The sequence below is a fragment of the Bacillus sp. F2HM genome, assembly GCF_019266135.1.
In the GTDB taxonomy this organism is placed as follows: domain Bacteria; phylum Bacillota; class Bacilli; order Bacillales; family Bacillaceae; genus Bacillus; species Bacillus safensis.
In genome coordinates this window covers 61,817-75,686 of the sequence record NZ_LRMO01000024.1, presented here as the reverse complement: position 1 = coordinate 75,686, position 13,870 = coordinate 61,817, and the positions used below count along the sequence as shown (strand labels likewise).

General features: G+C 41.1%; 12 protein-coding genes and 1 other annotated feature. Of the genes, 8 read left to right on the top strand and 4 right to left on the bottom strand.

Translation table 11 applies throughout. The features are described 5' to 3' along the window. The first annotated feature begins 192 nt into the window (after positions 1 to 192). The 3 genes from ftsE (at position 193) to AWT60_RS15235 (ending at position 3,135) form a co-directional block, all read left to right on the top strand. Complete coding sequence (ftsE, locus tag AWT60_RS15245) at positions 193 to 879, top strand: cell division ATP-binding protein FtsE (RefSeq protein WP_024423601.1); 687 nt, start codon at positions 193 to 195, stop codon at positions 877 to 879. Then, on the top strand, positions 872 to 1,762 hold the full coding sequence (gene ftsX, locus AWT60_RS15240) for a permease-like cell division protein FtsX (protein ID WP_039181755.1): 891 nt from the start codon (positions 872 to 874) through the stop codon (positions 1,760 to 1,762). The genes ftsE and ftsX overlap by 8 nt, the downstream gene beginning before the upstream one ends. 110 nt (positions 1,763 to 1,872) lie before the next feature. Continuing rightward, complete coding sequence (locus tag AWT60_RS15235; protein ID WP_075611989.1) at positions 1,873 to 3,135, top strand: murein hydrolase activator EnvC family protein; 1,263 nt, start codon at positions 1,873 to 1,875, stop codon at positions 3,133 to 3,135. 49 nt (positions 3,136 to 3,184) lie between these two features. Here AWT60_RS15235 and AWT60_RS15230 read toward each other — a convergent pair whose 3' ends face one another. Next, positions 3,185 to 3,925 carry a sulfite exporter TauE/SafE family protein gene (locus tag AWT60_RS15230; protein WP_024423598.1) on the bottom strand — a complete coding sequence of 247 codons (741 nt, stop codon included), beginning with the start codon at positions 3,923 to 3,925 and terminating at the stop codon, positions 3,185 to 3,187. A gap of 153 nt (positions 3,926 to 4,078) precedes the next feature. On the opposite strand from AWT60_RS15230, the gene ctpB reads away from it, so the two are divergent. From ctpB to AWT60_RS15215, 3 genes are all read left to right on the top strand, one after another. After that, entirely contained in the window at positions 4,079 to 5,527 is a 1,449-nt protein-coding gene (gene ctpB, locus AWT60_RS15225) for a carboxy-terminal processing protease CtpB (protein WP_039181746.1), read from the top strand. Positions 5,528 to 5,871: 344 nt separating this feature from the next. Next, complete coding sequence (locus AWT60_RS15220; RefSeq protein ID WP_003212923.1) at positions 5,872 to 6,225, top strand: swarming motility protein SwrAA; 354 nt, start codon at positions 5,872 to 5,874, stop codon at positions 6,223 to 6,225. 68 nt (positions 6,226 to 6,293) lie between these two features. Continuing rightward, positions 6,294 to 7,481 (top strand): PDZ domain-containing protein, encoded by a 1,188-nt coding sequence (locus AWT60_RS15215; protein WP_024426241.1) that lies wholly within the window; start codon positions 6,294 to 6,296, stop codon positions 7,479 to 7,481. 10 nt (positions 7,482 to 7,491) lie between these two features. On the opposite strand, the gene AWT60_RS15210 is transcribed toward AWT60_RS15215, so the two are convergent. Continuing rightward, positions 7,492 to 7,857 carry a winged helix-turn-helix transcriptional regulator gene (locus AWT60_RS15210; protein ID WP_024423595.1) on the bottom strand — a complete coding sequence of 122 codons (366 nt, stop codon included), beginning with the start codon at positions 7,855 to 7,857 and terminating at the stop codon, positions 7,492 to 7,494. 228 nt (positions 7,858 to 8,085) lie between these two features. Here AWT60_RS15210 and AWT60_RS15205 point away from each other — a divergent pair, with 228 nt between their 5' ends. Then, positions 8,086 to 8,760: an NAD(P)H-dependent oxidoreductase gene (locus AWT60_RS15205; RefSeq protein WP_041088071.1), complete on the top strand. Its 675-nt coding sequence runs from the start codon at positions 8,086 to 8,088 to the stop codon at positions 8,758 to 8,760. Positions 8,761 to 8,849: 89 nt separating this feature from the next. Beyond that, positions 8,850 to 9,074: a binding site (T-box leader), on the top strand. Between the two features lie 75 nt (positions 9,075 to 9,149). Continuing rightward, positions 9,150 to 10,499, top strand: a complete 1,350-nt coding sequence (locus tag AWT60_RS15200) for an amino acid permease (protein WP_041088073.1) — start codon at positions 9,150 to 9,152, stop codon at positions 10,497 to 10,499. Between the two features lie 44 nt (positions 10,500 to 10,543). Here AWT60_RS15200 and AWT60_RS15195 read toward each other — a convergent pair whose 3' ends face one another. Continuing rightward, a complete protein-coding gene (locus AWT60_RS15195) occupies positions 10,544 to 11,536 on the bottom strand; it encodes a glycosyltransferase family 2 protein (protein WP_218677426.1) in 993 nt (330 codons plus the stop codon). 31 nt (positions 11,537 to 11,567) lie between these two features. Further along, positions 11,568 to 13,682, bottom strand: coding sequence for an ArnT family glycosyltransferase (locus AWT60_RS18830; protein WP_076840139.1), 2,115 nt, complete (start codon positions 13,680 to 13,682; stop codon positions 11,568 to 11,570). Positions 13,683 to 13,870 lie beyond the last annotated feature (188 nt).

Sequence of the window (13,870 nt, the reverse complement as noted above, 5' to 3'; positions counted from 1 at the left end):
TTCATGACGTATAATTGGAGTTGTTGAAAATGAGACGATTCAATTTTTTCATCTTTTTGGATGAAAAGGACATAAATTGCTAGTAAGTATCGAAGGGTATGTGCGTAACCATACATAACGTTTTTTGACGAGAAGTGTCAAAACATCATGATAAGCTGTTAGTCAGCGAATAAGAAAAGATTAGGTGATTACATGATTCAAATGAAGGAAGTCTACAAGATCTATCCTAATGGCGTAAAGGCGATCAATGGAATCAATGTCTCTATCCATCCAGGAGAGTTTGTGTATGTTGTTGGCCCCAGTGGTGCTGGTAAATCCACTTTCATCAAAATGATGTATCGTGAAGAGAAGCCAACCAAAGGGCAAATCTTAATTAATAACAAAGATTTAGGTTCAATGAAGGAAAAAGAAATTCCTTACGTAAGAAGAGAAATTGGCGTAGTATTCCAAGATTTCAAGCTACTTCCAACTCTTACTGTGTTTGAGAACGTTGCATTTGCTCTTGAAGTGATTGGTGAACAGCCTCATATCATTAAGAAAAAAGTGCTTGATGTTCTCGATCTGGTCCAGCTAAAGCACAGAGCGCGCCAATTTCCTGACCAGCTGTCCGGCGGTGAACAGCAGCGTGTATCTATCGCTCGGTCGATCGTCAATAGCCCTGAGGTCGTCATTGCAGATGAGCCGACAGGAAACCTTGATCCAGACACTTCATGGGAAATCATGAAGACGCTCGAAGAGATTAATAACCGCGGAACAACAGTGGTTATGGCGACACACAACAAAGAAATTGTAAACACCATGAAGAAACGCGTCATCGCAATCGAAGATGGAATGATTGTGCGTGACGAAGCAAGAGGGGAGTACGGAATTTATGATTAAAACTCTCTCGCGGCATTTACGTGAGAGCTTCCGTTCACTAGGAAGAAACACGTGGATGACTTTTGCATCAATTAGTGCGGTTACTGTCACATTGATTTTAGTTGGGGTTTTCCTTGTGATTATGCTCAACTTGAATAACATGGCATCCAACGCTGAAAAAGAAGTAGAAGTAAAAGTATTAATCGAATTAACGGCGAATCAAAAGCAGCAGGATGAATTAAAAGCAGAAATTGAAAAGATTCCTGAAATCAGTAACGTGAAGTACTCATCTAAGGATGACGAACTGAAAGCTCTGATTAAAAGCTTTGGAGAAAATGGACAATCCATGGGACTTGTTGATCAAGAAAATCCATTAAACGATGCGTTCATTGTGAAAACAACAGATCCTCACGATACACCAAAAGTAGCGAAGAAATTAGAAAACCTAAAGGGTACATATAAAGTAACCTATGGGAAAGAAGAGGTCAGCCGACTCTTTAATGTAGTCGGAGTAGCGCGTAATGTCGGCATTGTGCTCATTATTGGGCTGTTATTTACAGCTATGTTCTTAATCTCCAATACGATCAAAATTACGATCTTTGCTAGACGTAAAGAAATTGAGATTATGAAGCTGGTAGGTGCAACGAACTGGTTTATCCGCTGGCCATTCTTCATTGAAGGATTATTGCTTGGTGTATTTGGTTCCATTATACCTATTGCTCTATTGCTCGGCACGTATCAATATGCAGTGGGCTGGGTCGCACCGAGAGTACAAGGCTCATTTATTTCAATGCTTCCATACAACCCGTTTGTCTATCAAGTATCACTGATCCTGCTAGTGATCGGTGCAATCATTGGGGTATGGGGAAGCTTAACGTCTATCCGTAAATTCTTAAAAGTATAAATATATTTTGATGGCAGCATTCGAGGTTTCTATAGAAGATGTGACCGGTTGATCCGATTCATCCGGTCGGCTCTTCATGTCGACAGTTGTCATGGGAGGGGAATATCGTTTTGAAAAGAAAGCTGATGATGGCTGGAATGGCAGCGTTTATTGGAACAACGTGGCTATACATTCCAGGGAACGAGAATCGTGCATTCGCATACGAAGACCTAGATCAAAAACGTCAACAAATCGAAGAGAAAACATCGAAGACTGAATCAAACTTGAAGAAGAAAAAGTCAGAGCTGGCAAAGCTTGAAAAGAAAGAATCAAAGCTCAAGAAAGAAATTGAACAAATTGACCAAAAGGTAAGTACTGCAACTGAAAAAGTCGCTGAAAAAGAGAAAGAAGTTAAAAAAACGAAGCAAGAGATCAAGAAGCTAAAAAAAGACATTCAAGTTATCAATGAGCGAATTGAAAAAAGAAAAGCCATTTTCAAAGACCGAATTCGTTCTATGCAAAAAAGCGGCGGTACGATCAACTATTTAGATGTGCTGCTAGGTGCTCGCAGCTTTAGTGATTTTGTCGGTCGTGTTGGGGCTGTCACAACGATTGTCGAAGCCGACAAAGACATGATTACAGAACATGAAAATGATTTAAAGCTGGTGGAGCAAAAAGAAGCAGAGCTAAATAATCAGCTAAGTGGACTTGAAACATCTCTGAAAGAGCTAGAGGCACTGAAAAAAGATTTATCTAAGAAGCATAAAGAAAAAGAACATATTTTAGGTGATGTGACAGATAAAAAAAATCATGCACATGATGAACTAGGCAAGCTTGAGAATGAACAAGAAATTCTTGCGAACCAAAAAGCGGCTGTGAAGTCTGAGGAAGCACACCGTCAAAAGGAAGAAGCGGCGAAAGCAAAACAAGCAGCTGAAAAAAATGAACCTGCACCTCGTAGCGGCGGCTCAGATCAAGTATCTGATACACCAGCAAGCAGCTCAGGCTTTATTAAACCAGCTGCAGGGCGTTTCTCATCTGGCTTTGGCGGACGTTCTGGCGGAAACCACTTCGGATTAGATATTGCAGCAAAAGGCACAGTTCCTGTCTATGCAGCAGCATCTGGAACCGTTACAAACTCAAGCTACTCATCGAGTTACGGAAATGTTGTGTTCATTACGCACAATATCAATGGACAGACATATCAAACTGTATACGCTCACCTGTCTACAAGAAGTGTGTCAACAGGACAGAGAGTTGAACAAGGACAATTCCTTGGCTATATGGGAAATACCGGCCAATCACATGGTCAGCATCTTCATTTTGAAATTCATAAAGGATTATGGAATGGCGCGAAATCAAATGCAGTCAATCCAGCGCAATATATCCGCTAATCAAAAAGCCGATAACATGTCGTTATCGGCTTTTTTGGTCTAGATAGAATTAAAATAATAGCAGTAATCCGGCAATAATAGGTGTTAACAGAACAGCTGATTTCAATAAGAGCTTCGGTGCAAGGCGTGTGAATTTCGCGCCGATAAATGCGCCTAAGACGGTTCCAATTAATATTTGGATCAGCAAGATAAAATCAACATAGCCCTCTGAAATATATCCAATTCCACCGCCGATGGAAATCGGAATAATGACAAGCATTGTCGTGCCAACGGCTTGCCTTATCGACAGCTTCAGTAAAATCAAAAGTCCTACTTGAATAAATGGTGCAGACCCGATACCAAACATGCCTGACAGCATTCCAGACACAAGGCCTAAAATAATGCCTCTTGTCATCAGCTGACGTGAAGAAAGCGGCTGCTGCTCAGCCTCTTCATTAAGAACAAATAGTTTGATCATCATAAAAACAGCGGATAAAAAAAGCATCCCTGCTGTTAAATAGTGCAGACTCTCTTCTGGAATAAAAGGAGCGACCTTAGCCCCAGCAAAAGAAGCGATACAAGCCAGAGCCCCGACAATCAAACCAGATTTCAGCTGAATGTTTCCTTCCCGGTAGTGGCTGTATGCACCTGATAGTGTCGTAAATGCCATAGCGGCTAATGACGTCCCGAGTGCTGTATGGATAGGGATATCAAAAATTAATGTAAGCAATGCGATGACAAATCCCGCCCCGCCTGCTCCTACAAAACCTAATAAAATTCCTAATAAAAGCATCGTCAAGATAATATACATAGCGAAGACTCCTTCTCAATCATAACAAAATAAAAATTACACCTAATAAAATGATTCGTCAAGCCTTCACGGGAGAATGTCTTTACATGAAATCCCTTCTTCTGGCATATAATAACTCAGGTCATCAGGAAGAGTTGAAGAAGGAGGCCAAATATGAAAAAACAAATCGCATCTATTATGGCAAGTGTCGTTCTCTTAATAAGTGCAGGTGTGATGACGCATAAAGAGGGAACTCATGCGGAGTCACCGCAAGCAGCTGCTGCAATGGCTGGACAAGCTCAATCAAGTGATAAGGCGAAAGAGAATGGGATGGAAAAGATCGAGAAAGCCTATGACCTTATTTCGAATGAATATGTAGAGGAAGTGGATCGTCAAAAGCTGCTTGAAGGCGCGATCCAAGGAATGCTTTCAACGTTAAACGATCCATATTCAGTATACATGGACAAGCAAACCGCAAAGCAATTTTCTGATTCGCTTGATTCTTCCTTTGAGGGAATTGGGGCAGAAGTGGGGATGGATGAAGGAAAAATCATTATCGTCTCCGCCTTTAAAAAATCCCCTGCGGCAAAAGCGGGTCTAAAGCCGAAAGATGAAGTCATCAGCATTGACGGTGAACCGATGAAAGAAAAAAGCTTAAACGATGCTGTGCTGAAAATAAGAGGGAAAAAAGGAACGTCTGTCGCCTTAACAATCAAACGAAATGGGATTGAAAAAGAGCTAACGTTCCATATCAAACGAGAGGAAATCCCGCTTGAAACAGTGACTTCTTCTGTAAAAGAGGTCAATGGGCATAAAACAGGCTATATTGCGATCTCCAGCTTCTCTGAAGATACGGCGAAGGATTTCACGTCAAGCCTGAAACAGCTCGAGAAAAAGGGCATAGAAGGCCTTGTACTGGATGTGAGAGGAAACCCTGGCGGCTATCTGCAAAGTGTGGAAGATATTTTGAAGCATTTTATTACGAAGGATCAGCCCTATATTCAAATCGCAGAACGGAATGGCGACCGGAAACGATATTTTTCAAAACTGAAAGAACAAAAGCCTTACCCAGTCAATGTCTTAATTGATAAAGGCAGTGCTTCCGCTTCGGAAATACTTGCTGGAGCCATGAAAGAAGCTGGAAAATATGAAGTCGTCGGTGATGTCTCCTTTGGAAAAGGAACTGTGCAGCAGGCGGTTCCGATGGGAGATGGAAGTAATATTAAATTAACGCTGTATAAATGGCTCACGCCAAAAGGCAATTGGATTCACAAAAAAGGCGTCGTACCGACAATTGCGATTCATCAGCCGGATTACTTTACCGCAGGTCCGCTTCAGCTAAAAGAACCGCTTCAGCTTGATATGAACAATGAGGAAGTGAGACAAGCCCAGACGCTGTTAAAGGGATTGTCATTTGACCCTGGCAGAGTAGATGGATACTTTGATGAAGAAACGAAAAAGGCCGTACTTGCCTTCCAAAGCACATACAATCTCGATAAATCAGGTGTCATTGATTTGAAAACAGCGGAAATGATGAACAAAATGGTGGATGAAGTGAAATCATACGAAAAAAATGACCTTCAATTACAGACTGCACTAAAAGCACTATATCTTAAAAAATAAAGAGGCGAATAATAGCCTCTTTTTTTTGGTTCATAAGTGTCATGAACATGTAATAATTTATGATTAAAAATAAATTATATCGAGAAATATATTCATTTATTTTACAAAAAACATAACATTCCTTCGATTTTACCCGATAACATATGTATATAAGAGACTTTCTGTTGATTTAAACATGTCATGAAAATGAAACTTTTGAAAGTTGTATGTTACATAAATAATTCTTACAATAAAAAGTAGCACTCATTTTAAATATTTTATTTTTTGCGGATATTCAGCTTGAGCATTAAGCTGTACCGAGGTTTGCGCTTTTCTTAAAAGAACTAGTAAATGGGGGTACACAATTGAAAAGGGCAAGTATTGTGAGAGAGAAAAAATATTACGAGTTGGTAGAGGAACTTAAGAGTCGTTCGAAAGATGTGACGTTTTCCGCTACAAAGGCATTAAGTCTGCTCATGCTGTTAAGCAGGTACTTGGTCAATTACACAACGGTAGAATCAGTCGACGAAATCGATGAAGACTGTGCTGAGATATACTTCAATTATTTAATGGATAATCATAAGAGACTTGGTATAAACTTAACCGACATCAAGAGGTCGATGCAGCTGCTCGGCGGCATACTAGATGTAGATGTCAATCACTACTTAAAAGATTTTTCACTGTCGAATGTCACACTTTGGATGAATCAGGAGAAATAAACCTGATGTCAAGCATCGATTTATTTGATAGAATAAGAGAAAATGCTTGACTTGGGCGGTGAACGATAATGAGCTCGGAGTGGATGGGAGCCGGATTAAAAGCGGTCGGTCTGTTTTTAATCCATCCTCTTTTTTATTTCATGATATTAATCAGCCTATTGCATGGCTACATCCGCGTAAAGCGGGAGAGAAAAGCGTTTCAAACAAGAATAGAAGATGTATACGATGAACTTAAATTTACATATTCAAAGGGATGGATTCTAGGGATATGCCTATCCGTCATTTCAGTAGGCTTAGGGATTGCCCTCCCTCCTGGATTCATCGTGCTGATTGCAGCGATGACCATCGTTTTCTCTTTATTCTTTAAGGCGAGTGCGCTTTCGTCTGCATACACACTCGGTTTCAGTTTTATTGCGGCACTTGGACTGATGCATTTCCAAGTGAGTCATTCTTGGCTGCCGCAGCTCTCAATGATGAATGCATCAGCCGTTGTCATTCTGCTAGGACTTTTATTAATGACCGAGGGGATTCTAGCCTATCGAACGGCGCATTTACGTACATCGCCTGCTATGGTGATGAGTGCGAGAGGACTTTTAATTGGTCAGCAGCGGGCAAACCGTCTGTGGCTTTTACCGCTTGTTTTGCTGATGCCGGCAGGTGAATTCACTTCTTCTCTGCCATGGTGGCCGGTACTTCAAGTGCATGATCAAAGCTTTTCATTTATTTTGATTCCATATATCATCGGATTCGGTCAGAGAATTCAAGGCTCACTGCCAATTGTTAGTATTCAAATTACGGCACGTCGTATTCTCATGCTCGGACTCGCTGTCGCCTTATTAGGTGCTGCAAGTATTTGGTTTGAACCGATTGCTTGGGGAGCTGTATTGATTGCGGTGATAGGAAGAGCCTTTCTCTCATGGAAGCAGAGGGTCAATGACAATGCGGCCCCGTTCTACTTCTCTAAGCGTAATCAAGGGCTGATGGTCTTGGGGATTATTCCAAATACACCAGCGGCTGATTTAAAGCTTGAGATCGGAGAAGTCATTACAAAAGTGAATGGAATTGAGGTCAAAACCGTTTCGGAATTTTATGAAGCCCTTCAAACCAATCGTGCATTGACAAAGCTCGAGATCATTGGCTTAAATGGTCAGACAAGATTTGAGAAACGTGCTTCTTACGAAGGGGAGCATCATCAGCTTGGCATCCTGTTTGTGAAGGATGATCCACAGCAAGAGCCAACGGCAATTTCATCTTAAAAAAAAGCTGCTAGAGATGGCAGCTTTTTTCTTTTGGGCGCGCTTCTTTCCCATAGGATTCGCCCCATTCACGCATGGCGAAGATGATAGGCTTTAATGTATTTCCGAGAGAAGTGAGTGAATATTCGACACGAGGGGGGACCTCCTCATAGACTTCTCTATGAACAACGCCGTCTTGTTCAAGCTCACGCAATTGCAGTGTGAGGACACGCTGAGAAATTCTTGGCAGTAGCCGGCGCAATTCATTGTAGCGTTTTGGTCCGCAGGTCAAATGATAAAGGATCACTCCTTTCCATTTCCCTCCGATGACACTTGTCGTCACTGAAACGGGACAGCCATGATTGACAATACTGACTGGATTGGATGGTGCACTCATCTTAAGACTCCTTTCTAAGGCAAATTTGGTGATATACGAACAAGATGGTAACTAACGAACAAAAATGTGCGTACTTGAATCGCTCGAAGCTTTTCTTATACCATATAGATATCACATCACACATTCGGGCTGTTTGTTTTCTTATCATAACAATTTCTATATGGGAATGGAAAGAAATTGGATTGACGAAACACACACCCTAATTGGTTAATAGAAAGGATGAATACAATGCGAAACAAAGAACAATTAAAAAAAGAAATCATTGAGGCGTATGAGTTCCGCCATGCAACAAAAGAGTTTGATCCAGCGAAAAAAATATCAGAGGATGATTTTGCGTTTATTTTAGAAACAGGAAGACTTTCCCCAAGCTCTGTAGGGTTTGAGCCTTGGAAGTTCCTCGTTGTTCAAAATGAAGCATTGAGAGAAAAATTAAAAGAATATACATGGGGAGCGCAAAAGCAGCTTCCGACTGCCAGCCATTTTGTGATCATCTTGGCAAGAACAGACGCCCGTTATGATTCAGCATATGCAGAATACATCAACAAGCAAATCAAAGGAATGACAGACGAAACGTTCGAGATGGTGAAGGGACGCTACCAAGAATTCCAAGAGAATGATCTTCATTTGTTAGAAAATGAACGTACGCTCTTTGATTGGGCTTCAAAACAAACGTATATTGCCCTTGGAAACATGATGACAGCCGCTGCACAAATTGGCATTGATTCATGCCCAGTCGAGGGATTCAGCTACGATGAGATTCATCGCATTTTAGATGAAGAAGGGCTTCTTGAAGATGGTCAGTATGATATTTCTGTCATGGCAGCCTTTGGTTATCGTGTGATCGAGCCGAAGCGTGGCAAAACGCGCCGTCCGATGGATGAAGTAGCTGTTTGGATTCGTTAAAAGAGAATGTCTGAAAAAGGATGTTGACAATTGCGTGGTTAGTCAGTATATTTAAAAAATAAAATCTTTGATGAATATACAAATTGACTATAAACGCTTTGACTTGAGAATAGTAGATGAACATCCGTTTTTTAAGAGAGCTGCGGGTTGGTGCAACGCAGTAAAACGAATCATTGAACTCGCTCAAAGAGCGGTAAGACTGAATGAATAGTAAGTCTTTACGTGTGACCTCCGTTAATGGGTTTTAAGTTGGATTCAGCAATGGCTGAATCAATTAGAGTGGTAACGCGGTTGCAAGGTCAGTCGTCTCTTCAATGAGATGACTGGCCTTTTTATATGCTTTTATCTTATATTTGTCTGAAGATTCAAATTTAAAGGAGCTATAGAAAATGGAAAAGGAACATGTGCAGTTAAAACGAACAATGACGTCAAGGCATATTATGATGCTCGCACTTGGCGGTGCAATTGGTGCTGGTCTGTTTAAAGGAAGCAGCTCTGCTATTGATATCGCAGGTCCTGCTGTCATTTTGGCATATATGATTGGTGGTCTTATTTTATTATTTATTATGCAAGGACTTGCCGAAATGACGGTTGCACGACCTGGCGCAAGAACGTTTCGTGATTTAATTGAACCTGTGTTAGGTAAATATCCAGCTTATTTCTTAGATTGGATATATTGGAAAATGTGGGTGCTGAACATTGCAGCAGAAGCGATCGTATCTGCGATCTTTATTCAGTACTGGTTCCCACAGGTGCCGATTTGGATACTTGTGTTAATCATTTCGCTTGTTGTGACATTGATCAATGTTTGTTCTGTTAAAATGTTTGCTGAGACGGAGTACTGGTTAGCTTCTATTAAAATTGCTGTCATTATTTTATTTATTATCATTGGGTTAACCATGCTTTTTGTCTCATTTGGTCAGCATGCAGCACCGGGATTATCCAACTTAACCGGCCACGGAGGATTTTTCCCGAATGGAACGGGCGGCTTAATTGCGGCCATGCTTGTTGTGGTGTATTCATATGGAGGGACGGAAATGATTGGGGTCACATTAGCAGAAACAAAAAACCCTGAAAAAGTCATCCCAAAGGCCATTCAAAGTACATTTGTACGAATCATCGGTTTCTATGTACTGCCGTTTTTCATCATCGTCAGCTTGATTCCTTGGAATCAAGTAAACAATGAGCAAGTGAGTCCATTCGTCACCGTGTTTGCAACAATTGGCGTGCCATACGCAAGTGATATCATGAACGGTATCATTTTACTAGCGATCTTGTCTTCTATGAACTCTGGACTGTACGCATCCTCAAGGGTACTTTATACGCAAGCGATGGATGGACGTGTATGGAAGGGCTTCTCAAAGCTATCAAAACAGCAGGTGCCTGTTAGAGCAATCCTAGTGTGTACATCTACATTGTATGCCGCTGTATTGATTTCTCTTTTTGTAGGAAGTCAAACCTTTAATTATTTAATGGGATCTTTAAGCTATACGGTCTTATTCATCTGGTTTATTATTGCTGTCGGGCATTTAAAATCTCGAAGTGTAGCAGAACCAGGAGGATATCGCGTGAAGCTGTATCCTTTTACAACATGGTTTTCTGTGATTGCGATCATTGCCATTTTCATCGGCGTTGTGTCAACAACTCCAATTGTCCAAACAATGGTCACAATGGGCATTTATCTGATTATTACTCTTTCTTTCTTCATTAACAGAAAGCGGTTTGAAACACCTGCTTAATACAAAAAGCGTGCGGGACCTTTAAAGAGGTCTCACACGCTTTTTTAATGCTGTTTGTATTGCTTGAAATGAACAGGGGGTTGAACAGGATGTGGCTTTGACTGAAGCCCGTAACTCTCTCTTACGATGTAAAGAGGTCGATCTTTTGCCTCGTCGTAGATTCGGCCGATGTATTCCCCGATCATTCCCAGCATAAAGAGGATAATGCCGCTAAAGAACAGCTGTATGACAATTAATGAACTCCATCCTGTAATGGTGCTGTTTGTAAAAAGCTTTAAGTAAAGTACAAGAAACATTGAAATGAATCCGATAGCGGAAAGGGCAATTCCTGCTATACTCGCTAGCTTCAAAGGTTTATAGGAAAAGGAAGTGATTCCATCCATCGAGAGCTTAAGCATCTTTTTGAGCGGGTATTTTGTTTCTCCTGCTAGACGTTCATCTCGAACGTACTCTACTGCAATTTGTTTAAAACCTACCCAGCTGACTAGGCCGCGAACAAATGGATTTTTTTCTCGTATTTTTCTCATTTCATGGCACACTCTACGATCCATTAACCTGAAGTCACCGGTGTCGATTGGGATATCTACTTCGGTGATCTGACGTAAAACGCGATAGAAAAGGGAAGCGGTTTGCTTTTTGAAAAAAGTTTCGCCTTTTCGTTTGGTGCGCACGGCGTATACGACTTCATAGCCTTCTTTCCATTTTGCGATCATCTCTAATATCAATTCAGGCGGATCTTGTAGGTCTGCATCTATCACGATGACAGCTTCTCCCTTTGCATAATCCATCCCAGCTGTAATTGCAATTTGGTGTCCGAAGTTACGTGAGAAATCAATGAGTCTTACCTTCGGATCGTTTTGGGAATACCCTTTAATTAGTTCAGCTGTTCGATCCATACTACCGTCATTGACGAAGAGAAGCTCGTATGCTTCTCCCGTCGAATCCATGACTGTTTTCAGTCGCTGATAGGAATCATGAATCACAAGTTCTTCATTATAGACTGGGACTACAATAGAATATCGTATGTTCTTTTCCATCAGTCATTCTTCCTCCCTTTTAATAGATGAATTAATCAACGGATAGTTCATAAAGAGTGCCGCTCTCCATTCCGCCCATTCTTCTATTTGACTGATCATTTTGTTCTGATTGTTGGCTGTCTGTTTGCTGGTTCGTTTTGGATGTAGAGCTGTTCTGCCATTTAGAAGCAGGTACTTCTTTGCCATTTTTTCGAATCCAAGTGAGAATGTCAGAGCTGCCGCCTCTCATACCAGAAAGATAGAAGTATTTGATTTTGCCGTCTTTGAGGAGCTGTTTGAATTCACTAAGCGTGAGAATGTTATCAGATCCACTAAATCCACCTAATGCCATAACAGCTTTTCCTGTTTTAATAATGTAAGGTGAAGCAGTGGTTGCATCTGTTGTTCCGAATAGGAATTCTTCTCCCGTATTATTTTTCTCAAGATAGCTGATCAACTTTTCATTGACTTGTGAACTCATGCTGCCACTTGAAGTTGCAAGCTGAGGGCCAGCCTCTGGAAGCATACTGTTTCCCCCATAAAGAAGAGGTGTGCTTGCCCAGTATAGTGGTGCAATCAGCATGCCAAGGATGGCGATAAGAGACACGAATTGTTTTAGTTTTTCTTTTCCTGTTATCAAAAGCAGAGAAAGGATTGTTCCAACACCAATGATACCGACTGCAATGCTTAGTCCAAGACCGATCGTGCTTGTAAAAGTAGATAGGATAAAGATTTCAAATGCTGTTGTGACGAATATCGCAATTGGAAGCAGCCATTTTTTAAACCCAGTTCCTGTTTGGAACAATTGTGTCATAGAAACCCATCCGGCTCCTGCTAATACAGCAATTGGCGGTGCCAGCATGATCAAATAATAATGATGGAAAAATCCTGCTACACTGAAAAATGCAGCAACAGGAATAAGCCATGCTAACCAAAATAGTGTTTCTTTTTGTTTTGTATTGAGACGTCTTCTTTCAAAGGCAGTCGAGAAGAAGATACCAATCGCACCGAAGATTGCAAATGGAAGCAGCCAGCTGATTTGATCGGACAGTTCAGATTGGAACAGACGTAACGGTCCCTTGGTTCCTGTACCAAACATGCCGGAGCCATTTCCCATTTTTCCGCCCCCGCCAGTTGGAGGTCCATCACCATTACCGCCTGAAGGCATATCAGGTGGTGTTGTGCTGTCTGCACTGCTTGGTGGTCTTTGCATTGAAGGCTGTTCCTGACTGGGTGATTGGTTTGAATTGTCTGAGTTGTTTTGATTTCCATGAGATGGCGGCTGAGGCATGGTGGATGAATCATTGTCATTTTGCTGATCACCCTGCTGTGAAGGTGGCTGCCCCTTACCCTGATTTGTGCCGCCTCCCCCGCCAGACTGTTGACCAGTCAGCCGCTGGAGACCGTTGTAACCAAAGGCTAATTCTAATGCAGAATTCGATTCACTTGATCCGATATAAGGACGATTCTCTTTGGCAGTGAGATCAATCGCTATTGACCATGAAGCAGATACACCTAAAAGGACAATCATTGAAACGATCAGCGAGAGTAATTTTTTCTTCCATGTCGATCGGTAAGCAAGGATGTAAAAAAGAATGAGTGCTGGCACGATCATATAGGCTTGTAGCATTTTTGTATTAAAGCCGACGCCAATCATCGCAAACGAAGCAATCGCCCAAAGAACCTTTTGCTGTTTTACAGCCTTGAACATCATTCCTGTTGCTAGTAAAAGTATAAAGACAAGTAAGCTGTCAATATTATTTGTGCGAGATACAGCAACCGCAATAGGTGTACACGCCATGATAAGTGCCGCTAATCTTGCCGCTGCTTGACCAAAAGTTGGTTTGACAAGACGATAGATCAGATAAACAGATCCAATACCCGCTAAAGCTTGAGGCAAGATGACGCTCCATCCATGGAGACCAAAAATTTTGGCACTGATCGTTTGCAGCCAGAAAGTGAGCGGGGGTTTATCCACCGTGACATACCCTGCTGGATCAAATGAAGCAAAGAAGAAATGATGCCAGCTTTGCATCATACTTGTGACAGCCGCAGTATAATACGCATTCACCGTATCATCTTCCCAAATGTTATAAATGTTTAAGATGGCAGATAAGATCAATATGAAAAATAAATAAATATCAAATTTCTGAAAACGTCTGATCAAAAGCATGTCACTCCTTTTTCTTCACTTGAAAAAAGTGTAACAAGCAAATATGAATAAAATGTTAATAAAAAAAGACCATTTTTTTATTTTTTAGAAATAAAAACAGCTCTTGATGAAAAGAGCTGTTCTAGTTGTAGAAAATCCTATGGATGCAGAATTTATTGATAAAGTAGTAATTCCAAATGATA